The organism is Amycolatopsis sp. WAC 04197, from assembly GCF_003947475.1.
In the GTDB taxonomy this organism is placed as follows: Bacteria; Actinomycetota; Actinomycetes; order Mycobacteriales; family Pseudonocardiaceae; genus Amycolatopsis; species Amycolatopsis japonica.
On record NZ_QHJK01000003.1, the window covers coordinates 114,124 to 137,564 of the forward strand.

The 23,441-nt window shown below is 69.4% G+C and carries 19 protein-coding genes; 10 read left to right on the forward strand and 9 right to left on the reverse strand.

What is annotated here, in order from left to right:
* Window positions 1–403: 403 nt before the first annotated feature.
* Window positions 404–952: a nuclear transport factor 2 family protein gene (locus DMC64_RS13615; RefSeq protein ID WP_125733794.1), complete on the reverse strand. Its 549-nt coding sequence runs from the start codon at window positions 950–952 to the stop codon at window positions 404–406.
* Window positions 949–2,271, reverse strand: a complete 1,323-nt coding sequence (locus DMC64_RS13620; protein ID WP_125733795.1) for an MFS transporter — start codon at window positions 2,269–2,271, stop codon at window positions 949–951. The genes DMC64_RS13615 and DMC64_RS13620 overlap by 4 nt, the downstream gene beginning before the upstream one ends.
* 234 nt (window positions 2,272–2,505) lie before the next feature.
* Here DMC64_RS13620 and DMC64_RS13625 point away from each other — a divergent pair, with 234 nt between their 5' ends.
* From DMC64_RS13625 to DMC64_RS13635, 3 genes are all read left to right on the forward strand, one after another.
* Window positions 2,506–3,912 (forward strand): amidase, encoded by a 1,407-nt coding sequence (locus DMC64_RS13625; protein ID WP_233629646.1) that lies wholly within the window; start codon window positions 2,506–2,508, stop codon window positions 3,910–3,912.
* Between the two features lie 113 nt (window positions 3,913–4,025).
* Entirely contained in the window at window positions 4,026–4,766 is a 741-nt protein-coding gene (locus DMC64_RS13630; RefSeq protein WP_037338465.1) for an ABC transporter ATP-binding protein, read from the forward strand.
* 4 nt (window positions 4,767–4,770) lie between these two features.
* Complete coding sequence (locus DMC64_RS13635) at window positions 4,771–7,338, forward strand: FtsX-like permease family protein (protein WP_125733797.1); 2,568 nt, start codon at window positions 4,771–4,773, stop codon at window positions 7,336–7,338.
* Window positions 7,339–7,356: 18 nt separating this feature from the next.
* Here DMC64_RS13635 and DMC64_RS13640 read toward each other — a convergent pair whose 3' ends face one another.
* Window positions 7,357–8,706: a DUF2252 domain-containing protein gene (locus DMC64_RS13640; protein WP_125733798.1), complete on the reverse strand. Its 1,350-nt coding sequence runs from the start codon at window positions 8,704–8,706 to the stop codon at window positions 7,357–7,359.
* 51 nt (window positions 8,707–8,757) lie between these two features.
* A complete protein-coding gene (locus tag DMC64_RS13645; RefSeq protein ID WP_125733799.1) occupies window positions 8,758–9,615 on the reverse strand; it encodes a DUF1206 domain-containing protein in 858 nt (285 codons plus the stop codon).
* Between the two features lie 50 nt (window positions 9,616–9,665).
* Between DMC64_RS13645 and DMC64_RS13650 the strand changes: the two genes are divergently transcribed.
* Window positions 9,666–10,025 carry an antibiotic biosynthesis monooxygenase gene (locus tag DMC64_RS13650; RefSeq protein ID WP_125733800.1) on the forward strand — a complete coding sequence of 120 codons (360 nt, stop codon included), beginning with the start codon at window positions 9,666–9,668 and terminating at the stop codon, window positions 10,023–10,025.
* Between the two features lie 96 nt (window positions 10,026–10,121).
* Entirely contained in the window at window positions 10,122–11,075 is a 954-nt protein-coding gene (locus DMC64_RS13655; RefSeq protein ID WP_125733801.1) for a nitroreductase family protein, read from the forward strand.
* On the opposite strand, the gene DMC64_RS13660 is transcribed toward DMC64_RS13655, so the two are convergent.
* The 5 genes from DMC64_RS13660 to DMC64_RS13680 all read right to left on the reverse strand — a co-directional run bounded on the left by DMC64_RS13660 (window position 11,009) and on the right by DMC64_RS13680 (window position 15,836).
* Window positions 11,009–12,376, reverse strand: coding sequence for a GlxA family transcriptional regulator (locus tag DMC64_RS13660; RefSeq protein WP_125733802.1), 1,368 nt, complete (start codon window positions 12,374–12,376; stop codon window positions 11,009–11,011). The genes DMC64_RS13655 and DMC64_RS13660 overlap by 67 nt on opposite strands.
* Window positions 12,377–12,378: 2 nt before the next feature.
* Window positions 12,379–12,777 (reverse strand): hypothetical protein, encoded by a 399-nt coding sequence (locus DMC64_RS13665; protein WP_125733803.1) that lies wholly within the window; start codon window positions 12,775–12,777, stop codon window positions 12,379–12,381.
* Window positions 12,778–13,005: 228 nt separating this feature from the next.
* Window positions 13,006–13,647, reverse strand: coding sequence for a response regulator transcription factor (locus tag DMC64_RS13670; RefSeq protein ID WP_125733804.1), 642 nt, complete (start codon window positions 13,645–13,647; stop codon window positions 13,006–13,008).
* On the reverse strand, window positions 13,644–14,747 hold the full coding sequence (locus DMC64_RS13675) for a sensor histidine kinase (protein WP_233629647.1): 1,104 nt from the start codon (window positions 14,745–14,747) through the stop codon (window positions 13,644–13,646). Before DMC64_RS13675 ends, DMC64_RS13670 begins: the two co-directional genes overlap by 4 nt.
* 90 nt (window positions 14,748–14,837) lie before the next feature.
* Window positions 14,838–15,836, reverse strand: coding sequence for a LacI family DNA-binding transcriptional regulator (locus DMC64_RS13680; protein ID WP_072027016.1), 999 nt, complete (start codon window positions 15,834–15,836; stop codon window positions 14,838–14,840).
* Window positions 15,837–15,997: 161 nt separating this feature from the next.
* Here DMC64_RS13680 and DMC64_RS13685 point away from each other — a divergent pair, with 161 nt between their 5' ends.
* The 5 genes from DMC64_RS13685 to DMC64_RS13705 are packed head-to-tail and all read left to right on the forward strand — an operon-like array spanning window position 15,998 to window position 23,257.
* Window positions 15,998–17,065 carry an ABC transporter substrate-binding protein gene (locus DMC64_RS13685; RefSeq protein ID WP_125733806.1) on the forward strand — a complete coding sequence of 356 codons (1,068 nt, stop codon included), beginning with the start codon at window positions 15,998–16,000 and terminating at the stop codon, window positions 17,063–17,065.
* A 2-nt stretch (window positions 17,066–17,067) separates the two neighbouring features.
* On the forward strand, window positions 17,068–18,543 hold the full coding sequence (locus DMC64_RS13690) for a sugar ABC transporter ATP-binding protein (RefSeq protein ID WP_125733807.1): 1,476 nt from the start codon (window positions 17,068–17,070) through the stop codon (window positions 18,541–18,543).
* 34 nt (window positions 18,544–18,577) lie between these two features.
* Window positions 18,578–19,534 carry an ABC transporter permease gene (locus tag DMC64_RS13695; protein ID WP_125733808.1) on the forward strand — a complete coding sequence of 319 codons (957 nt, stop codon included), beginning with the start codon at window positions 18,578–18,580 and terminating at the stop codon, window positions 19,532–19,534.
* On the forward strand, window positions 19,531–20,523 hold the full coding sequence (locus tag DMC64_RS13700; protein WP_038513096.1) for an ABC transporter permease: 993 nt from the start codon (window positions 19,531–19,533) through the stop codon (window positions 20,521–20,523). The genes DMC64_RS13695 and DMC64_RS13700 overlap by 4 nt, the downstream gene beginning before the upstream one ends.
* 10 nt (window positions 20,524–20,533) lie before the next feature.
* Window positions 20,534–23,257, forward strand: coding sequence for an AbfB domain-containing protein (locus tag DMC64_RS13705; protein ID WP_125733809.1), 2,724 nt, complete (start codon window positions 20,534–20,536; stop codon window positions 23,255–23,257).
* Window positions 23,258–23,441 lie beyond the last annotated feature (184 nt).

Here is a 23,441-nt window from a genome sequence, read left to right on the forward strand (position 1 = left end):
GAACTCCGGCGCAAGTCCGTGAAGGCCTCCTTGAGGGACTCTGGGTCCCTCAAGGAGGCCTTCACGGACTGGGCACCCAGGGCGGGCGTGAGCGGAGGCGTGACTCGCGTGATCAGGGACGTGACTCGCGTGATTGGAGGCCGCACTCGGGGTGTTTCGCCTCTGATCACGCGAGTTCCGGCTTCGATCACGTGAGTGCGGCCGATCGGTCCAGCGGTTGCGGCTGATCCAACCTGCACGGGTAGGCACTAGCGGAGTGGTGTGGGCTGAAGGCTCCCTTCACCGAGTCTGATGCGGCGAAAGGAGCCTTCGCCCCCCCGGTCGGCTACAGAAGCCGATCGGTCCAGGTGGTCGTGAGTGGTGATTCGGGGTTAGAACACGAATCGCCACTCACGACACGTGGTCAAGCCATCAGCACCGAAGTCGCCGGGAAGTCCGAAGCGAACCCCGCGGGCAGCGGCGCGATGAAGACGTTCTCGGTGCGCGTGCGGGTGATCAGCCAACGTCCGCCCTCACGCCGGAACGCGTTGTTGAGCCTGCTCGACCGCAGCAACCCGGTCCCGTCGGCGTACAGCCACGGCTGGACGTGGATCCATTGCCCGTCGGCCCGGTCGCCGTCGACGTGGATCTGTTCCGAGGTCAGGTAATGAGCGTTGAGGACCAGCGCCGGGTCCCGCTTCTCGCCCCAGAATCGCCGGAAATGCGCCCGGATCGCGTCCTTGCCCACCGCGCGGCCGAACTGCCCGTCGTAGTGCTCGCCGACGCCTTCCCAGACGGCGTCTTCGGCGTAGAGCTCGAGGATCAGGTCGATGCGCCGGTCGTCGTCGGTGACGCCGTATTCCGGGCAGGGCGTGTCGCAGAGGAACATGTAGCGGGCCTGGACGCGGCGGATCTCGGCCTCGGCCTCCAGCACCTCGACGCGGCGCCGGAGTCCGGTGAGTTCGTCGTTCATCGGTGGGTCCTCACGGGTGCGGTTTCGGGAAGGGCCAGCAGGCAGACGACGGTCAACGCCATCCCGCCCGCCAGGTAGTAGCCGACCGACGTCGACGTGCCCGTCCATTCGATGAGCCGGTTCGCCATCGACGGCGCGAGACCGCCGCCGAGTACCGCACCGATCTGGTACGCCAGCCCGGCACCGGACTGCCGTTGTTCGGGCGTGAACAGTTCCGTCAGGTAGGTGATCAGCGGGCCGAACAGGAACCCGGTGAGCGCGAAACCGCCGGCGATGGCGAGCGCCCAGGCGGTCAGCGTGCCGACCCGCGCGATCGGGAAGAGCGCGAACATGTACGCCAGCACCGCGACGGACGCCGCGAGCATCACGGGTTTGCGGCCCAGCCGGTCGGAGAGCCGGGCACCGAGCACGACCGTCACCGCGTGGATCGCGAGGCCGGGCAACGTGCACCACAGCACGTCCTGGATGTCCAGGCCGAGGCCCTTCGGCGCGGGCCCGGCGGCGTAGGAGAGCATGAATCCGGCCAGGACGAACATGACGCCGTTGAGCCCGGTGTTCGCGCCGGCGGCGAGCAGCAGCCTGCCCCAGTTGTCCCGGATGACGTTCCAGATCGGGATCTTGACGATCTTCTCGTCCAGTTTGCTGGCCGCGAGCTCGTGGAACACGGGCGATTCCTCGAGCGCGCGCCGCGCCCAGACACCGATGGCGAGGACGACCGCGCCCGCGATGAACGGGATCCGCCAGCCCCAGCTGGTGATGACCCCTTGCGGCAAGTAGAAGATCAGCACGAAGGCGAGGTTCGCCAGCAGCGCGCCGAGCGGCGAGCCCAAGGCGACGAAGGCGCCGAACGCCGCTCGTCGTGACGGCGGCGCGTGCTCGACGGCGAGCACCGACGCCCCGCCCAGCTCACCACCCCGGGAGAAACCGTGCACCAGGCGCAACAGGACGAGCAGGAACGGCGCCGCGACCCCGATGGTGGCGTAGCCGGGCAACAGTCCCATCAGGACGGTGGCCGCGCCCATGAGGTAGAAGGTGATGAGCATGGCGCGACGGCGGCCGTAGCGGTCGCCCACCCAGCCCATCACGATCGCGCCGAGCGGCGCGACGACGTAGCCGATCGTGTAGGTCGCCAGACTCATGAACGAGGCGAACCAGGGATCGGTGTCGCCGGAGAAGAACACCTTCGGGAAGACCAGCGCGGAGGCGACCGTGTAGATGGAGAAGTCGAAGAACTCCAGCGAGGTCCCGGCACCCGCGCCGATCGCGAGCCGGCGGGTCTGGGTCGAAGTGGTCCTGGATGGAGCGGTGGATGCTGTCATGCGCGCTCTTCCTTGAACGGTGACGGGCGGTCGACGTTGCGCCCCTCCCCGGCAACGTTCGTCCCAAGGTAGGAAGGCCGGGGTGCCGCGCCTATTGGAGGAAACTGTTGGCGGGCTGAAGGATTTCCCTACCGTGGCCCATCTGGAGCCAGAATCGGCCACGGATGTGGCGATAACGAGCAGTTCGCCACCGTTTCTTGTCCGAAAGGGCCATCGGGTGCGATGGTGTGCGTCGTGAGCGCGATCAACGATCTGCCCGCCACCGTTCAGGCCGGACTGCTGGCCTCCGGAGAGTTGTCGGCGAGGGAACTGCTCGCCGCCACCCTCGATCGCGTGGCGGCGGTGAACCCGGTGCTGAACGCCGTCGTCAGTATCGACGAGGAGCGGGCGTGGGCCGCCGCGGTGGCGGCGGACGAGGCACGGGCCGCCGGTCGGTCGCACGGGCCGCTGCACGGGCTTCCGCTCGCGGTCAAGGACCTCCACGCGACGGCGGGGATGCGCACCACCCTCGGCTCGCCCGCGTTCGCGGACAACGTTCCCGACGCCGACGAACTCGTCGTCGCCCGGATGCGCGCGGCGGGGGCGATCGTCTTCGGCAAGACGAACGTTCCCGAGTTCGGCGCTGGTTCGCACACCTTCAACCCGGTGTTCGGCCTGACCCGCAACCCCTACGCGCCGGACCGTTCGGCGGGCGGTTCGAGCGGAGGCGCAGCCACGGCGCTCGCGGCCGGGATGACGTCGCTGGCCGACGGCAGCGACATGGGCGGCTCGCTGCGGAATCCCGCCTCCTTCTGCAATGTGGTCGGCCACCGGCCGAGTCCGGGGCGAGTTCCGACCTGGCCCGCCAGGGACGCCTGGTTCACCCTCGGCGTGCAAGGCCCGATGGGACGCACGGTCGCCGACACGGCGCTGCTGCTGTCCGTCCAGGCGGGCCCCGACGATCGCGCCCCGCTGTCGCTGGCCGAACCCGGCAGCGTGTTCACCGCCGGATTGCCGACCCGGTTGGACGGCTTGCGGATCGCGGTTTCGCCCGACCTGGGCGGCCTTGTGCCCGTGGACGCCGACATCGCGACGGTCGTGGAAGGGCAGGTGGACGTGCTGCGCCGGCTCGGCGCCGAGGTCGTCTCCGGCTGCCCGGATCTGACCGGGGCGGAGGAGGTGTTCCAGACCTTCCGCGCGCTGAACTACGCGCAGTCCGTCGGCGACCTCGTCGACAGCGAGCCGGACAAGGTCAAGGAGACCGTCCGCTGGAACGTCGCGAAAGGACGCGCGCTCACCGGAGCGGACGTCGCGACCGCCAACCGGCTGCGCACCGAACTGTTCCACCGCGTACGCGCCTACTTCGCCGATGTGGACGCCGTCGTTCTTCCCGCCAGCCAGGCACTTCCGTTCGACGCGGAGCTGGAGTACCCGAAGACCGTCGGCGGGACCGAGGTCGAGAACTATCTGCACTGGATGCGCGCGGCCTACCTGATCACGGCCACGGAATGCCCGGCCACGGCCCTCCCGGCGGGGTTCACCGCCGACGGGCTGCCGATCGGGGTCCAGGTGGTCACCCCGCATCATGCGGATTTGCGCGCGCTGGGGATCGCGCACGCGCTGGAGCAGGCGACCGGTCACACCGCTCGCAGGCCCGCCTGACCGCCTCGGGGTAGTGCCAGCGCTACCACGAATCCTCCCTCACGCGGGATCGATCACCGCCCTCGTCGCCCGTAGGTTTTGGCGAGAGAGATCACCACCGCTAAGGGGAGACGATGAATTCAGGGGGCGCGTGCGCCTTGACGCTGGAATCCGTGAGCAAGGTCTACGGATCCGGTGATGGCGCGGTCACGGCTTTGAACGGGGTGACCGTCGATGTGCGCCGGGGCACGTTCACCGCGGTGATGGGACCGTCGGGCTCGGGCAAGAGCACCTTCCTGCACTGCGCGGCCGGGCTGGACAAGCCCAGCTCGGGCCGGGTGCTGCTGGGGGACACGGAATTGAGCAGGATGCGGGAGAAGGCGCTCACCGAGCTGCGGAGGACCCGCATCGGGTTCATCTTCCAGGCCTACAACCTGCTGCCGTCGCTGAACGTGCTGCAGAACATCACGCTGCCGCTGCGGCTGGCCGGGAAGAAGCCGGACCCGCAGTGGCTGCGCGAGATCGTCGAAGGCGTGGGGATCGCGAAGCGGCTCGAACACCGTCCGTCCGAACTGTCCGGTGGCCAGCAGCAGCGGGTCGCGATCGCCCGCGCGCTGGTCACCCGGCCGGAGGTCGTCCTCGCCGACGAGCCGACCGGGGCGCTGGACACCCGCACCGCGAAACAGGTCCTCGACCTTCTTCGCTCCATTGTGGACGGCATGGGGCAGACCGTGCTGATGGTCACCCACGACCCGGTCGCGGCGTCGGCCGCGCACAGTGTGCTGTTCCTCGCCGACGGCAGGCTGGCGGGTCACCTCCCGGCGCCGACGCCGGAGCGGGTCGCCGAGCGTATGACCCACCTCGGGGAGTGGTGACGTCATGTGGGATTTGGCCTGGCAGACGACGAAGACCCGCTTGAGCGGTTTCGTCGGCGCGTTCGTCGCGATCCTGTGCGGGACGGCGCTGGTCGCCGGCTGCGGCGTCCTGATGGAATCCGGACTGCGCGCCGGTGTCCCCACCCAGCGGTACGCCGACGCGGCGGTCGTCGTGGGTGGCGGGCAGACGGTCGCACCGCCCGGTACCGGCGCGCTCGACGGCCAGCAGGTCGCCGAGCAGGCGACGGTGCCGGTGACGCTCACCGGGGCGATCACCGCGGTGCCCGGCGTGCGTGGTGTGGTGGCGGAGCAGAGCTTCCCGGCCACCGTGGTGACCGCCGACGGCCGGCCGGTGAACGGGCCGGAAGGCGGCCAGTCGCTCGGTCACAACTGGGACGCCGCCGTGCTGGCGCCGTTCTCCTTGCGCGACGGCCGGGCGCCCGCCGGTGCCGATGAGGTGGTCCTGGACGCGGACCTCGCGTCACGGAGCGGCGTGACCGTGGGGCAGCGGGTGAAGATCGCCGTCCGTTCGGCGCCGGTCGAGTTCCGGGTCTCCGGGATCGCCGCCCCGAAGACGGGTGACGGTCTCACCCGGCAGTCCGCGCTGTTCTTCTCACCGGAGAAGGCCACCGAACTCGCCGGGATCCCCGGACAGGCGCACGCGATCGGCGTACTGGCGGAGCCGGGTGTCACGCCGGGCGACCTCGCCGAAAAGATCAGCGCCGCGGTCGGCGACAAGGTGACGGTGACGACCGGGGTCGAGCGCAGCACGGTCGAGTTCCTCGACGTCAGCCAGACCCGGATGCTGCTGATGGCGCTCGCGGGCTCGTTCGGCGGATTCGCGCTCCTCATCGCGGTGTTCGTCGTGGCCAGCACCCTGGCGCTCGTCATCAACCAGCGCCGCCGGGAGTTCGCCCTGCTGCGGGCGATCGCGGCGACACCGCAGCAGATCCGCAAGCTCATCGGCGCCGAGACGATGATCGTCGCCTCGGTCGCGGGGGTCCTGGGCAGTGGTCTCGGGGTCGCGGTGGGCTTCGGCCTGCGGAACGCCTTCGGCGCCATCGGGGTGATCCCGTCCGACTTCGAACTGGCGATCAGCCCGATCCCGCTCGTCGCCGCACTGGTGCTGGGCCTGGGCACGGCGCGGCTGGCCGCCTGGTCGGCTTCGCGGCGTCCGTCGTCGATCCGGCCGGTGGAGGCACTCGGCGAGGCCGCGGTGGAGCGGCGCGAACTCGGCCGGGTACGCCTGATCGTCGGCTGCGCGCTGATGGCGATCGGTCTCGCCGGGGCGATGGTCCCCATCTTCGTGCGTGGTGAGGCGGGATTGGCGGCGTCGGGCAGTTCGGCGCTGGTGATCGTGATCGGGCTGGGCGTGCTCGGCCCGAAGGTGGTCGCCCTCATGACGCGGCTGATCGCCCCGGTGCTGAACCGGACTTCGCGGATCAGCGGCTACCTGGCCGCCGCGAACAGCCAGGCCAACGCGCGGCGGCTGGCGGCCGCGGTGACACCGGTGATGCTGGCGGTCTCGTTCGCGCTGACGATGTTCTACAGCCAGACCTCGGCGGCCGCGGCACGCCAGGAGGAGACCGTCGAGGCGACGACGGCGGACTACGTGCTCGCCAGTGGCACCGGCGGGTTGTCCCCGGAGGTCGCCGAGGCGGCACGGCGTGTCCCCGGTGTCTCCGCCGCGACGCCGGTCGTGCGCACCGAGGTGCTGAACACGGTGCAGGAGCAGGACAGGCTGCGCGTCGAGCGGTACTCGGCGCAGGGACTGGACGGCGCGCAGGTCCGCGGGAACGTCGATCCGGGTGTCGTGTCGGGCAAGATCACCGACCTGACCGGGAACACCGTGGCGATGAGCGAATCGGAAGCCGACTGGTACGAGAAGAAGATCGGCGACGAGGTCGAGTTCTTCTTCGGTGACGGCGCTCCGGCGAAGCTGCGGCTGGTCGCCACGTACACCCGTGAGCAGGCTTTCGGCCGGTACGTGCTGCCCGCCGAGCTCGCGAGGGCGCACACCGGCGACCGGATGGACGACTCGGTGCTGGTGCGGCAGCAACCCGACGCGGATTCCGCCGCCGTGACCGCCGCGCTGAACGAGCTCGCGGTCCGCTATCCGGGGCTGGCCGTGACACCGGCATCGGCGGTGGCCGCACCCGCGAACGGGCAGCAGGACGCCCAGTTCTACGTGAACCTGGTCGCCGTCGGGGTCATCCTCGGCTACGTCGTGATCTCGGTGGCGAACACGCTGGTGATGAGCACGGCGCAGCGCTCGCGGGAGTTCGCACTGCTGCGCCTGATCGGCACGACGAAACGCCAGGTGGTGCGGATGATGCGCTTCGAAGCACTGGCGACGGTCGGGGTCGCGGCCCTGCTGGGCACCGTGGTGGCGGGGATCCCCCTGATGCTGCTGAACCTCGGCCTGCGCGGGACACCGCTGCCGTCGGGCACGGTCACCGTCTTCGGCGGGGTCATCGCCGGGGCGATCCTGCTCGGGCTGGTCTCGCTCGGCCTCGCCACCCGCGTGGCGCTGCGGTCGAAGCCGATCGAGGCGATCGGTCTCCGCGAATAACGCGTTCCCGTCGTCCGGTCAGCCCTCTGCGGCGGGCCGGACGGCGGGGATCTTCCCGCCGCGGAAGGCGTCCACGAACAACCGGTGGTCGTCCCGCGACTGCTCGGCGTAGGCCATCCCGAACTCGGTCAGCGTGCGGACGAACTCGTCCTCGCGATCGCCGATGACCGCGGCGATGGCCTCTTCGCTCTGGAAATCGACGAGCGTCTGCTCGGAGTCCGAATCGGACACACAGTGCATCTTCGCGGTGGCGCGGCCGAGATAGTCGAGGACCGGCCCCATCTCCGACGGCTCGGTCAGCTCGGACCAGTCCAAGTCGTCGACGTAGGGCGACAGCTCCGAGACGACGAACCCGGTCCCGTCGATCTCCGTGTACCCGAGCCACGGGTCCGCGTGCGCCTGCAACGCGCGCTGGGAGACGGCGGTGCGATGCCCCTCGTTGATGAAGTAGCCGCGGATGCGCTCCTCGGCGACGATGCGGCTCGGCGCCGCGACGTTCCCCTGTTTCATCGACAGGACGACGTCGTTCTCGAGCGCCTGGGTCCGTCCTTCGACGAGGATGTTGTACGCGGGCAGCCCGGCGGAGCCGATCCCGAATCCGGTCCGGCCGACGATGTCCTTGACCCGGTAGGTGATGCTGCCGAACCGCTTGTTCTCCGGGATGGTGTCCAAATAGGACTCGAAGGCCTGGATCGCGATTTCGCGTTCGGCCTCGTCGAGGACGCGGACGCCCGGACCGTGCCGGAACCTGCGGTCGTAGTCCTCCACGGTGGTCAGCTCGTCGAGCAGGTCGATCCGGGTTTTGAGCCGGGCCCTGAGCAGGACGTTGTGCAGGACACCCTCGGTGCTGTCCAGCTGGAGCCGGACGAGTTCGTCGCCGGGCCGCTCGGCGTACTCGCGCACCTGTTTGACGTAGGCGCGCAGATAGGTGCCGATCAGCGCTTCGATGTCGTCGTCGGAGATCGCCTTGCTCCACGCCAGCAGCGCGACACTGGCGGCCAGCCGTTTGAGGTCCCAGGTGAAGCAGCCGAGGTAGGCCTCGTCGAAGTCGTTGACGTCGAACACCAGCGTCCCGGACGAATCCATGTAGCTGCCGAAGTTCTCGGCGTGCAGATCGCCCTGGATCCACACGCGGCCGGTCTCGGCGTTCGACCACGGATCGTCCTCGTCCGCCATGTCCGCGTAGAACAGGCACGCCGAGCCACGGTAGAAGGCGAACGGCGCGGCGGCCATCTTGCGGAACTTGCGGCGGAACGCGTCGGCGTCCGCGCGCATGAGGTCCTCGAAGGCCTCCACCAGCACCTCGACGATCCGCGCCTGACGAGCGTCCTCGCCCTGCTCGCGGATCGACTCGACCACACCTGCCATCACGACCTCCCGACGTCGTTCACCGTGCCACAGGTCGCTTCGCCGGGCAGATCAGATCTTGCGGAAACGCGCGTCCAGGAGCGCGAAGGCGCCGAACGCGGCGATGCCGGCCGCGAGTGCGAGGAGCATCGGGCCGCCGTACGGCTGAGCGGAGAGTGTCTTCAACGCGGCGTCGAGGCCGCTCGCCTTGGCCGGGTCGAAGGTGACCGCGGCGACGACCGTCAGCACGCCGATGGTGCCGTACGCGGCGGAGAGCGCGATCCAGCCGATCTGCCCGAGCCGGATCGTCACGGTCCTGGCCGTCCCGGTGGCACCGCCGAAGTCGAGTTCCCGCACGAAGGTCTTCCGGAAGCCGCGCTGGGCGAGGAACACCGCCACCGCCACGACGGCGACTCCGGCGAGGGTGACCAGGACAGGCCCGTAGGACTCCGCGAGGATCCCGGCCACGAGGGAACCTTGGCCGTCGTCGGCGCCCGCGAGGGCGATCTTCACCGCGCTGTAGGAGACGAGGCCGTACAGCACGACCTCGATCCCGCTGACGATCCTGCGTACGGTCCGCCGCCGCGTCTTCACGTGCCGGTGCCCGGTGATCGCCTCGCCGAGCTGCCACATCGCCAGCACGGCGAGACCGGCCGCGATCAGCCACAGCAGCCACGCGCCCCCTTCGGCGACGACCATCTGCAGGGCGCCCGCCTTGTCCGCCTTCGCGTGGTCACCGAGCGCGACTTGCGCCGCGAGCCAGGCCACGAGCAGGTGCACGACCGCGTAGCAGACCAGCCCGCCCCGGGCGATGAGGCCGAACGTCTTGCTGTCGCGCATCGGGCGATCCTCGCCGAGCCGACGTCCGCCCGCCAGGCCCGGCCGGAGCAATGTGCCCGAAATGTCGGGCAGGTCACTCTTGATCTCCACCGAGGTCGAGGGTGAAGGCTGGGTTCATCACCGGCTTTCGAGGAGTGAACATGAGTGAGGACAAGGGTTTCTACTCGATCATCGAGTACGCGGTCGACGGACCGGAGACCCAGGCGGCGTTGGTGGAGGCCTTCGCCGAGATCCAGGACCGCTGGGTGCGGTTCTACCCGGGCTACGTGTCGGCCCGGTTCCACGCGAGTGTGGACGGGACGCGGGTCGTCAACCTGGTCAGCTGGGCGAGTGAGGCGGACTACCGGCATTTCGAGGAGACCTCCGACACCGCGGGCCGGCTCGCGGCCATCCACGCGGCGCTCGACGGGCTGCCCGGCGAGGTCGAGTCGCGGGTGAGCGCGAACCCCCGTTACCGCGTCGTCCGGGAGACCGGCCCCGGCCCGCGGGTGGGTGACTGAGGGCCGAAGGTCCCGATCCGGAAAGGACCACGGCCACTTACGGTCCCGGCGCCCGCGCGAAAGGCTGAGGTGACCTCCACGGGCTAGGGAGCCGCGATGATCCTCACCGAAGCACCGGTCGTCACCGCCGCGCTGGAGGCCGCCGTCCGGGCACCGTCACCGCACAACACCCAGCCGTGGCTCTTCGAGGTCGGACCGGACGTCATCGGCGTCGTCCTCGACGAGGATCGCGTGCTCGAGGTCTGCGACCCGGATCGCCGTGAGGCGCGGTTGTCCTGCGGCGCGGCGTTGCTGAACCTCGAACTCGCGATCGCCGTCGCGGGACGGTCCTGCGAGGTGGAGCTCCTGCCGGAGAGGGACCGGCCGGAACTGCTGGCCAGGGTGGGGATCGGGCCCCGGCACCGGGCGAGCGCGGCGGAGCAGCGGCTGGCGGCGTCGATCCGCGTGCGGTACAGCAACCGTCGGCCGTTCGCCTCGACCCCGGTGCCCGCCGGAGCCCGGCACGCGGTGCGGCGGGCCGCCGGGGAAGAGGGCGCGAAACTGGTCCTGCTCGACGAAGTGGGTCTGCTGGAGGCCGTCGCGGGACTCATCCGGCGGGCGGATCACCTGCAGACCCTCGACGACCGCTTCCAGGCGGAACTCCGGGCGTGGACCAGGGAAAGCGGGGGCAACGACGGCGTCCCGGCCTATGCGGGCGGACCGCGTCCCTCGGGCGGCTTGCTGCCCGTCCGGCATCACGGGGAGAGCGAGCAGTCCCGGGAGTTCGAACGCGATCCGGTCGTCGCGGTGCTGACGACACCGACCGACGGGCCGCTCGCCCAGATCCGGGCCGGGCGGGCGATGCAGCGGGCGTTGCTGACGGCGACTTCGCTCGGCCTCAGCGCGTCGTTCTACTCGCAGCCGATGGAGATCCCGTCCGCACGCGCCGTCCTCCGGTCGCTGCTGGGCGAAAACGCGCATCCGCAGGCCGTTTTCCGTCTGGGCTACGGCTTCCCGGGGTCCACCACACCTCGCCGCCCGGTCGGCGACGTCCTCCGGATCATGCGGTAGAGCGCTCGGATCCCGAGGGCCGCGAGCAGCCCGAGGACGGCCAGCCCGAACGGGCGCAGCGTGATCGTCCAAGGCCACGCTTCGCCGTCCAGCGCGAGATGATCCGTCTCGTACTCCAAGGTCCTGGCCGTCCACCGCGTGGTCGCGGTGTCGGTGGTACGCACCAGGTCTTCGAGTACGGCGTCGAACGGGAACCCGGGCCCGGCGTGCAGGTACACCGGTGAGAGCGCGGAGTACAGATCGGCGGCGTGACTCGCGGCGGCTTCCGCGCCGGGCACGACGAGCCGGTCTTCAGCCGTCGGCGTGCCGCGTGGGACGAAGGTCAGTCCGTGCCGGGACCGGATCGGCGTGCCGTCGAGACCGACGGCCGTGGTCTCGACCGCCAGCGACTGGCCGTAGGTGTCGAACGCCGCGGCGAGTTCGAGTTCCCGGACCCCGGGAGTCAGCAGGACCCCCAGCATCGGCTTGTCCCAGCGGAACGCGGTGTTGAACCCGACGACGGTGTCCGCCGCTTCGAAGCTGTTCTGCGTCATCGGCGCGCTCGAACCGGGGGAGTAGTGGGTCCAGCCGACGGCTTCGGCCGCCTTCCGCGCGACTTCGGTGCCGGCGAACCGCTCGGTGACGTGGAGCGCCCCATCGATCCCGGAAAGGATGCCGGCCGTGGTCACGATGTTCCCGTCGTCGACGTAGCGCGTGCCGCGGATCCAGTCCACGGCGGGGAATTCGTCGTCGAACCCGCCGATGCGGATCCAGTGCGCGGTGGCCTTCCGCCCGTCGAGGAGCCCGGCCGAGGCGAGGACGCCCGAACCGTTGCAGACGCTCATGAGCAGCGAGCCCCGCGACGACTGCCGCTTCAGCCACTCGGTCACCGGCCGCGTGGTCGGCTCGCCGAGATCCGGCAACGCGGGGATCACCACGACGTCCGGGGCTTTCGACGAAAGCAACCGATCGAGATCGGCGAAACCCAGGTCCGGGCTCAGATCGAGACCGCCGGTCAAGGTGACCGGCCGGGCCTGCGGCGCGACGGTGTAGACGTTGAACGCGCCGGACGCCGCCAGGACTTCGTACGGTGCGAGCGCGTCGGAGACGACGGCGCCTTCGTTCCCGACGACGACCACCGCGGTCGGCTTGGCGGGATCGTGCGCCTTGGGTGTCGGTGGCGGCGCGACCCCGTCGGTTCTCTGTGTGTAGCGGTTCTCGAAGCTGGCGTTGAGCGTGACGGCGCCGAGTGTGACCGGGAGGGCCAGCGCGGCGGCGGTGAACGCCAGCACGGTCAGCGTGACACGGACGAAGGAGCGCATGGTCAGGCTCCGTACTCGGCGCGGCGGCGGAACATGGCGGCGAGCATCGCGGGCACCATCACCACGTGCCCGGCCGTCATCAGGGTCGATCCCGAGATCAGGCCGGTCCAGAAGAACGGCAGGAACAGCAGGTAGGGGACGTACATCGCGGCCGACATCTCCGCGATGGACGCCCAGCCGTGGCGCCGGATCCGCATCCACAGCGCCATCCCGAGCGACATGTTCGTCGCCATCACCAGCGCGTTCGCGGTCACGTTCCCGGCGAGGCCCGGCCACAGGAACGACCAGACCGGTTCGAGGACGATCATCCCGGCCACCATCGAGATCAGCATCTCCACGGCGTGGCGGGTGAAGTGCAGGACGGCCTGCTTGCGGGTCTTCTGTTCGGTCGTGTGGTTCATTTCCGGCTCCCTCGGTCGTTGCGACGGGAGCAATGTTCGGCCGCGGCGGGGCACGAGGGCAGGTGCCGGAAGTCATGCGCTCGGTCATGTGACCGGTGTTCAGACACCCGAGTCACGCCTTTACTCACGTTGGGCCCAGTGTGCCCAGTCCGTGAAGGCCTCCTTGAGGGACCCAGGGTCCCTCAAGGAGGCCTTCACGGACTTCCGACCACAGTAGGTACCCAACGCTCAGAACAGGCCGAGCTCCTTCGCGCGCAGGGCGGCCTGGGTGCGATCCCGCACTTGGAGTTTGGACAGGACACTCGTCACCAGGTTCTTCACCGTGCCCTCGGCGAGGAACAGCGACTTGGCGATCTCGCGGTTGCTCCGGCCGTCCGCGAGGAGCCGGACGACCTCCAGTTCCCGTTCCGAAAGGGGCGTCGCCGACGGTCGGGGTGTTTCGGCGGGGAGCCGGGCCACCCGCGCGACGAGTTTCGCCGCGACGGAAGGCTGCAGCACCGATTCGCCCCGTTCGGCCGCCACCAGCGCCTCGACCAGCCGCGTCGACGAGACGTCCTTCAACAGATAGCCGACGGCGCCCGCGCGCAACGCGGCGAACACGTCTTCGTCGTCGTCGAACGTCGTCAGCGCCAGGACGCGCACGCCGGGCTGCTCGGCGCGAAGCCGCGCGGTGGCCGCGATTCCGTCCAGCACGGGCATCCGCAGATCCATCAGCGCGACATCGGGGCGGAGTTCGGCGCAGAGCCGCACGGCCTCCTCGCCGTTCGCCGCCTCACCGACGACGTCGATCTCGGGCTGGACTTCCAGCAGGGTCGCCAAGGCCTCGCGGAACAACGCCTGATCGTCGACGATCAGCACGCGGACGGTCATCCCGGCACCTCCACGGTGAGTGTCAGGCCCTGGCCTTCGGTGGAGTCGACCGAGACCCGGCCGCCCAGGCCGGCGACCCGCTCGCGGAGCCCGACGAGGCCGAAACCGTTGTCCGATGGGGAAGCCGCGGCGATCCCGACACCGTCGTCGCGGACTTCGAGGCGAACGAGATCGGCGACGGCGTAGTCGAGCACCACGGTCGCGGCCTTGGCCCGCGCGTGCTTGCGCACGTTGGTCAGTCCCTCCTGTGCCGCCCGGAACAGCGACTCCTCGACGTCGGGGCGGGTGTCCCGTGCGGTGCCTTTGACCTCGAACCCGGTCGGCACGCCCGCCTCGGAAGCCTCGTCGGCCAGCGTCCGCAACGCGTCCGTGAGCGGCTCGGAGCGCGGCTCACGCAACGCCGACACCGAGCGCCGGACCTCCGCCAGCGCCTCGCGCGATTGATCCTGTGCCTTGGCGAGCATCCCGTCGGCCCGTTCCGTGTCGCCGGTGCCGATCACCGCACGGGCGGCCTGCAACATCATCTGGACGACCGTGAGGTGGTGTCCGAGCCCGTCGTGGATGTCGCGCGCGAGCCGGTTGCGTTCCTGGATCGTCGCGAGCTGCTCGGCCTGGGCGGCGTGATCGCGAAGACGTTCGTGTGCCTCGGCGAGCTCCTCCCGCGCCCGCTTCTCGCGGACGACCAGTTCGGTCACCACGGCGGCGAAAACCATGACCGCCAGCGTCCCGAGCCCCTCGCGGAGTCCGTCCATCGGCGCCATCGGCAGGTGGATGAGCGGGATCACGACCGCGACCCCGAACGCCACCGGCAAGGGCAGCAGCAACACGGTGTGGCAGACGAGGACCACGAGAAGCAGGACCGCCCCGACGGCGGCGCCCGAAAGCGAGAACAGGGTGAAACCGAGCGGTAACTGAACGCAGACGTACGCGATCGCCCACGCGCGTCCGTGTTTCTGCACCCAGGGGAAGCCCACGATCGCGATCGCCGCGTAGACGAGCCCGGCGAGGAGCGTCGGCAGCACGAGCGTCTCGTACTTGGCCGAGCCGAGCGGCAACGTCACGTATGCGACGAGGGTCAGCACCGCCAGGGCCCGGTTCACGGACACACCATGCCACGCCTCCCGCGTTTCGTCCTCTGAATGCGGTCCTTGCACACGCAACTACCGCATTCAGAGGACGAAACGCGGGGGTCAGGCGATGGTGCTGTTCCGGATTTCGAGCGAGAAGGGGGTCTGGACGTCTTCCGGTTCGAGGTCGCTCCCGCCCGCGATACGACGGCGCAGGAGGTCGACGGCGGCCCGCGCGATCGCCGCCTTGTCCGGCGCGATCGTCGTCAGCGAAGGCAGGCTGTACGCGCTCTCCTCGTTGTTGTCGAAACCGACGATCGCCATGTCCGACGGCACCTGGACGCCGCGTTCGGCCGCGGCGCGAAGGGCGCCGATGGCAAGGAGGTCGTTGAAGCAGAAGACCGCGTCGGGCGGTTCCGGCAGCGCGAGGAGATGTGCCATCGCTTCGGCGCCGTTGGCGCGGTGATACCGCAGCGCGGGCAGGACCAGTTCCGGGATGGGCGCGAGCCCCGCCTCGGCGAGCGCGGAGTGGTAACCCTCCAAACGCTGAGCGGCGGTATGGCGCTGCGGATGCGCCCCGATCGCGGCGATCCGGCGGCGGCCGAGCGAGATCAGATGCCGCACCGCGATCCGGGCGGCCTGGACGTTGTCGATGCCGACGTGGTCGATCGGGACGTCGACGACGTGCTCGCCGAGCATCACCAGCGGGACACCGGGTGCGAGATCCTCGAAGTCGTTGGTGTGCAACGCCTCCGGGCTGATGATCGCGCCGTCGATCAGATGCGGGCCCAGCGCGGACAGCGCGTTGCGCTCACGTTCCCTGGTGCCGAGGGTCTGCTCGATGAGGACGTTCCACTCGTGCTCCTGCGCCGCCTGCAGCACCAGGCCGGCCAGCTCGCCGAAGTACGGGATGCTCAACTCGGGCAGCATCAGCCCGAGGAACCCGGTACGCCCGCGACGGAGGTTGCGGGCACCGAGATTGGGCCGGTACCCGGTCGACGCCAGTGCCTCCTCGACGCGTTTGCGGTTCTCCGGCTTGACGAAGTCGTAGCCGTTGACCACGTTCGACACGGTCTTGACCGAGACGCCCGCAAGCTTGGCGACGTCCTTGAGCGTGGCCACCCTCGCTCCCCTCCGCAGTGCTCCGGTACAGATCCGGCACAGCCTAGCCGCGCGAACGGCGGATTTACAACGTTGTACCAACGATGTAAATCTGGCATCGTCCCTATGAGTGACATGGGTCACCGCAGATCCGTGTGCTCGACTTCCCCGAGGAGCGATCGATGTCCCTGCCCATCCGCCGCACCCTGCTCCTGGCGACCGGCCTCGCGCTCGCGCTGACGGCCTGCACCAGCCGTGAGACCCAGCAGTCCGCCCCGTCGGGGGCGGGGCCCGCCGCTTCGGCGGCGCCGAACCAGGCCGCGGGGCCGGGCTGCGCCCGCGAGAAGACCGGCTACCCGCAGGTGGACGTGAAGAACGCGGTCATCGGCTTCTCCCAGTCGGAGAAGGAGGCGAACCCGTTCCGGATCGCCGAGACACAGTCCATCAAGGACGAAGCGAAGAAACTCGGTGTCCCAGACGACAAACTCCTGGTCACCAACGCGCAGAGCGATCTCAACAAACAGGTCAGCGACATCAAGTCGTTGCTGGACAGGGGTGCGCAGCTGCTCATCGTGGCCCCGCTGAACTCGGACGGCCTCCAGCCCGCCCTCGACGCGGCGAAGGCCAAGAAGGTCCCGGTCATCACGATCGACCGCAAGGTGACCTCGCAGCCGTGCACCGACTACCTGACCTTCATCGGCTCGAACTTCGTCGAGCAGGGCAAACGCGCGGCGCAGGAGATGGTGAAGGCGACCGGCGGCACCGGCAAGGTCGCGATCCTGCTCGGCGCGTCCGGCAACAACGTGACCACCGACCGCACCAAGGGTTTCAAGGACGAGATCGCCGCGACCACGGGCATCCAGGTCGTCGCCGAGCAGACCGGCGAGTTCGACCGCTCCAAGGGACAGGCGGTCATGGAGCAGCTCATCCAGAGCAACCCCGAGATCACCGCGGTCTACGCCGAGAACGACGAGATGGGCATCGGCGCGGTCACCGCGCTCAAGGCCGCGGGCAAGACGCCGGGCAAGGACGTCAAGATCGTCTCGATCGACGGCACCCGCAACGCCGTCCAGCTCATCGCCGACGGCAGCTACAACGCGGTGATCGAGTCCAACCCGCGTTTCGGTCCGCTCGCCTTCTCGACGCTGCAGGACTTCGCCGCGGGCAAGGAGATCCCGCCGACCGTCGTGATCTCCGACGACCAGTACGACTCGGCGAACGCCGCGCAGAAGCTCGGAAACGCGTACTGACGATGGAACCGGTTCTCGAGGTCGAAGGCGTGACGAAGACGTTCGCCGGGGTGCGCGCGCTCGACGACGTGTCGTTCGCGCTGCGGCCGGGCGAGGTGCACGCGCTGGTGGGCGAGAACGGCGCCGGCAAGTCGACGCTGATCAAGGTGCTCACCGGCGTGCACAAACCGGACTCGGGCACGATTCATGCGCGGGGTGCGATCTCCACGATCTACCAGGAGGTCAACCTCATCCCGCTGATGAGCGTGGCGAGCAACGTGTACCTCGGCCGGGAGCCGAGGAAGCGGTTCGGGCTGGTCGACTGGGCGCGGATGAACTCCGACGCGGCGGCGCTGCTGGCGGATTACGGCATCGACGCCGACGTCCGCCGTCCACTCGGGACACTCGGCGTCGGCGCGCAGCAGATGGTGGCGCTGGCCCGGGCGGTGTCGGTCGACGCCGACGTCGTGATCATGGACGAGCCGACGTCCTCGTTGGAACCGCGCGAGGTCGAGACGCTGTTCGAGGTCATCGGCAGGCTGCGCGAACGCGGGATCGCGATCGTGTACGTCAGCCACCGCATGGACGAGCTGTACCGGATCTGCGAACGCGTCACGGTGCTGCGGGACGGCAGGCGGGTCCACACCGGACCGCTCGCCGACCTGCCGCGGCTGGAACTGGTGTCGATGATGCTCGGCCGCAGCGTCGGCGACATCCGCTCGCACGGCGCGACGGCCTTCGAGGGCGACCATGAGGCGGGCCGGGAACCGGTGCTGCGCGCGGAGAACCTCACCAGCGGCAACCGGCTGGGCGGTGTCTCGGTGGAGATCAAACCCGGCGAGATCGTCGGCCTCGCGGGGCTGCTCGGCTCCGGCCGCACGGAGACCGCGCGGGCGATCGTCGGCGACCTGCCGCTGTCGGGTGGCACGGTGCTCGTCGGCGGAAAGCGAGTCCCGCAAGGGAATGTGGCGGCCGCGATGCGCGCGGGCGTGAGCATGCTCGCCGAGGACCGCAAGATCGAAGGGATCATTCCCCATCTTTCGGTGCGGGAGAACATCGTGCTCGCCGCGTTGCCGAAGCTGTCCCGCTTCGGCCTCGTCAGCCGGGCCCGGCAGGACAGGATCGTCGACACGTTCGTGAAACGCCTGCGGATCAAGGTGTCGAGCCCGGACCAGAAGGTCGCCGAGCTTTCCGGCGGCAACCAGCAGAAGGTGCTGCTGGCCCGCTGGCTCTGCACCGAGCCGAAGGTGCTGCTGCTCGACGAGCCGACCCGGGGTATCGACGTCGGCGCGAAGGCAGAGGTGCAGGCGCTCATCGACGAGCTCGCCAAAGAAGGGCTCGCCGTCCTGCTGATCTCGTCGGAGATGGAAGAGCTTCTCGACGGAGCGGACCGGCTGGTCGTGCTCAAGGACGGCGCGGTGGTCGGGGAACTCGCCGGGGAGCAGCTGACGCAGGACCACGTGCTGGCCGCGATCGCTTCGGGTGGCGCGGATGACTAGCACTCAGCGGAGAACGGAGGAACCGGTACCCACCATGACGGACACGGCGAAAACGGTGGACCGGACCCGGGTGGCGCGGTGGCTGCAGGAGTACGGCGTGTACGTCGCCGTCGTCGCGCTCGTGCTGTTCAACATCGCGTTCACGGCGAACTTCCTGACCATCGGCAACTTCCGCACCCAGCTCATCCAGGCCGCGCCGGTACTGGTGGTCGCGCTCGGGATGGCGCTGGTGATCGGAACCGAAGGCGTCGACCTGTCGGTGGGCGCGGTGATGGCGCTCTCGGCCGCGCTCGTCCCGCTGTACCTGGGCGCGGGGACCCTGCCGGCGGTGGCGGTCGCGCTCGCGGCGGGCCTGGCCGCGGGGACGCTGAACGGGGTCCTCGTCGCCAAAGTCGGGATCCAGCCGATCGTGGCGACACTCGCCCTGCTCGTCGGCGGTCGCGGGCTCGCGCTCGTCCTCGCCGACGGCCAGCTGATCCAGTTGCACGATCCGGATTTCCTCGCGCTCGGCAACGGCGAGGCGCTCGGGATCCCGGTGAGCGTGCTCATCGCGGCCGTACTGGCCGTGCTGGTGGCGGCGCTGGTCGGGAAGACCGCGTTCGGCAGGCGGCTGGTCGCGATCGGCGGCAACCGGCGGGCCAGCGTGCTCGCCGGGCTGCCGGTCAACCGCGTCCTCATCGGCGTCTACGCCATCTGCGGTCTGCTCGCGGCGCTCGCCGGGGTGCTGTCCACCGCCAGGCTCGGCGCCGGTGACCCCGCGGACGCCGGATTGCTGATGGAACTGTCCGCGATCACCGCGGTCGTGGTCGGCGGCACCCCGCTGACCGGCGGCCGTGTCCGCATCCTCGGCACGGTGATGGGTGTCCTGCTCATGCAGCTCGTCCGCGCCACGCTCATCAAGCACAACCTGCCGGATTCGACCGCGCAGATGATCCAGGCCGCGATCATCGTCGGCGCGGTGTACGTCGCACGGGAACGGAGCAGCCGATGACCGCGGCGCCCACGATGGCCGCCCAGGACTCCACCCGGCGCGAGCTCATGACCGGGGTCCTGCAGAAACAGGGCGCGGCGATCGCGCTGGTGCTCATGGTCGCCGTCGCGTGGCTGCTGTTCCCGCGGTTCGGCAGCCTGGACAACCTGCGCGACATCGCGTTGCAGAGCTCGTTCCTCGCGATCATCGCGCTCGGGATGACGTTCGTGATCATCACCGGCGGGATCGACCTCTCCGTGGGTTCGGTCTACGCGCTCGGCGGGGTCCTCGCGGCTTACGGGTCGCAGTGGGGTTTCCTTGTCGCGCTCCTGCTGCCGTTGGCCGTATGCGGGCTGATCGGCCTGATCAACGGGTTGCTCGTTGCCAAGACCGGGATGGCACCGTTCATCGTCACGCTGGCGTCGCTGCTGTTCGCCCGCGGGTTGCTGCTCGCGATCACCACCGAGGGCGCGACGACGTACAAGATCCCCGAGGGCGAGGCGTTCGTCGAACTCGGGCGCGGCACGCTGTTCGGGTTCGGCTATCCGGTGTTCATCGCGGCGGCGCTGTGCCTGATCGGCGGGCTCCTGCTGCGGCGGACCCGGTTCGGGCAAGCGGTGTTCGCGACCGGCGGCTCGGAGCAGTCCGCGAAGCTGATGGGCCTCCCTGTGGCACGCACGAAGGTCACCGTCTACGTGATGAGCGGGGTGCTTTCCGGGCTCGCGGGCGCGCTGACCGCGGCCTACCTGCAGTCCGGTGTCACGGTGATCGGGGTCGGCCTCGAACTGGACGCCATCTCCGTCGTCGTCATCGGCGGCACCCTGCTGACCGGCGGGATGGGCACGATTCTCGGAACGGTCATCGGCGTGGGCATCCGAACGGTCATCCAGAACGTCATCAACCAGATAGGAACTCTCGACAGCAACTACCAGTCGGTGGTCAGCGGTGCGTTCCTGCTGGTGGTCGTTGTGCTGCAGCGGTCGCTGGCGCGCACGACCGCCAGGAGATAGGGGAGATCGCATGCTCCGAAGAACCGCGCGCGCCCTGAGCGTCGTGGCCGGTCTGCTGGCCGCCGCGACGACACTCGTTCCCGTCGCCCAAGCCGCTCCCGTACCGCTACCGACCCCGTGGACGGACCAGGTCTCGCCGTCGAACGCGCTGCCCGAGTATCCACGCCCGCAGCTGGTGCGCTCGGAATGGCTCAACCTCAACGGAACCTGGGGTTTCACCGGGGCGCCGAACCTGAATTCGCCGCCGATCGGCAGGCCGTTGAGCGAAAACGTACTCGTGCCTTACCCGATCGAATCGATGCTTTCGGGGATCAAACGGCATGAGGACAACATGTTCTACCGGCGGACGTTCACCGTTCCGTCCACTTGGGACGGCCGCCGGGTGAAGCTCAACTTCGGTGCCGTCACCTGGGAGACCAAGGTCTGGGTCAACGGCACGTCGATCGGGAGCCACACCGGTGGTTTCGACGCCTTCTCCTTCGACATCACCCCGGCACTGAAGGCGGGGGAGAACGAGATCGTCGTCGGCGTCGCGTCGCCGGTCGACGGCAGCCGGTACCCGGTGGGGAAGCAGCGCAAGAGCCCAGACGGCATCTTCTACACGGCGGCGTCGGGGATCTGGCAGACCGTCTGGCTGGAACCGGTTCGGGCGGAGCACATCACGCGGCTCGACACCACCCCCGACGTCCCCGGCGGCGCGCTCGACCTCGTCGTCCAGGGCACTCCCGGGCAGCAAGCGACCGCCGAAGTGCTTTCCGGCGGCCAAGTGGTCGGCACCGCCACCGGTGCCGTCGGGTCCCATCTGCGGGTCCCAGTGCCGAACGCGCGGCTGTGGTCGCCCGACGACCCGTTCCTCTACGACCTGCGCGTGCGGCTGCCGGGCGGCGACGTCGTCACCGGGTACTTCGGTATGCGTTCGCTGGGCAAGGCAATGGTCGGCGGTGTGATGCGGCCGCTGCTCAACGGTAAGTTCGTCTTCCAGCTGGGCACGCTCGACCAGGGCTACTGGCCCGACGGCATCTACACCGCGCCGACCGACGAGGCACTGCGATTCGACCTCGAACGCCAGAAGGCCCTGGGCTTCAACATGGTCCGCAAGCACATCAAGGTCGAGCCGGCGCGGTGGTTCTACCACGCCGACAAACTGGGGCTGATGGTCTGGCAGGACATGCCGTCGCTCGACTCGATCGACGAAGTCCCGAACGGGCACGCGAACTACGAATCCGAACTGCGGCGGATGATCGAGCAGCACAAGGGCATCACCTCGATCGTGCAGTGGGTGCCGTTCAACGAAGGCTGGGGCGAGTACGAAGCCGGCCGCATCGTGGATCTGGTCCGCTCGATCGACGACACCCGGCTGATCAACCACAACTCCGGGTCGAACTGCTGCGTGTCCGATCCGGATCCGGGCAACGGCGACGTGATCGACGACCACGCGTACCAGGTCTCCACCGGCACGAGGCAACCCGACGCGCGAAGGATCGCGGTGCTGGGGGAGTACGGCGGCCTCGGGCGGCGCGTCACCGGGCACGAATGGGAGCCGGGCAAGGGTTTCGCGTACGGCGCGCTGTATCCGGACGAGACGTCGCTGACGAACCGGTACGTCGAGATCACCAAACAGGTCGGGCGGTTCGTGCACAGCCGGGGGCTTTCCGCGTCGGTCTACACCGAGCCGTACGACGTCGAGAACGAGGTCAACGGCTTCTACACCTACGACCGCCGCGTGCTGAAGATGACCGAAGCGCGGGTTCGCGAGATCAACCAGAAGGTGCTAGCCATCGCCAAGGGCACCGAGGTCGGCCGAGGCGAGCTCGTGTCGCTTCGGGTCACGACGGCCGGGTACACGGATCGCTATTTGCGGCATCAGGACGATTTCGTCCGCACGGACGTCCTCGGTGAAGGCAGCGCGGACCTCGGGAAGAAGGACGCGACGTTCTGGGCCCGGCAGGGACTGGCCGACGCGTCGTGCCTGTCGTTCGAGTCGCGGAACTACCCCGGGCACTTCCTGCGCCACGCGTCGTCGCGGATCCGGAAGGACCCGAACGACGGTTCGGCGTCCTTCGCGGGCGATGCGACGTTCTGCGCGCGGGAAGGCGCAGGGGGAACGGCACTGGAGTCGTTCAATCAGCCCGGTGCCTTCATCCGCCACTACGCCGCGACCGTCTATCTCGCGCGCAGCGGCGGGCCGAACCCGTGGGACACGCCGTCGAGCTTCGCGGCGGACACGACGTGGGCGGCGTCGGTGCCGCTCTGGCGCAGCGGCGCGGATCTGCCGCTGGACCAGGCGCGGTCGTTCAAGGTGACCACGCCCGGTTTCACGGATCGCTTCCTGCGGCATCGTGACGGCCTCGCGCGGACGGACGTGGTGAACGCGGGGAGCGCGGCGTTGCTGAAGGCGGACGCGACGTTCGTCGTGCGGCGCGGTCTCGCGGATCCGTCGTGCTACTCGCTGGAGGCGCGGAACTATCCGGGCAATTTCCTGCGGCACGCGGACTTCCGGGTGCGGCTGAGCGGGAACGACAACACCGACCTGTTCCGGAAGGACGCGACGTTCTGCGCCCAGCCCGGGGCCGGGGGCGTGCGGCTGGCGTCGGTGAACGAACTGGGGACGAACATGCGGCACTACGCCGAAGAGGTCTACGTCGCCACCAGCGGCGGCGGCCACCCGTTCGACAACCCGGTCTCGTACGACCAGGACGTCACGTGGGCGGTCTCCGCGCCCTGGGCTCCGTAGTGGGTCTCGTGAGTGGCACGGACGGTTAGAACCATCCGCGTCCTCTGTAGCTACTGGGACCACAGGGCGCGGCGTGAGCGGAGGCGTGACTCGCGTGATCAGGGACGTGACTCGCGTGATTGGAGGCCGCACTCGGGTGTTCCGCCTTTGATCACGGGAGTTTCGGCTTCGATCACGTGAGTGC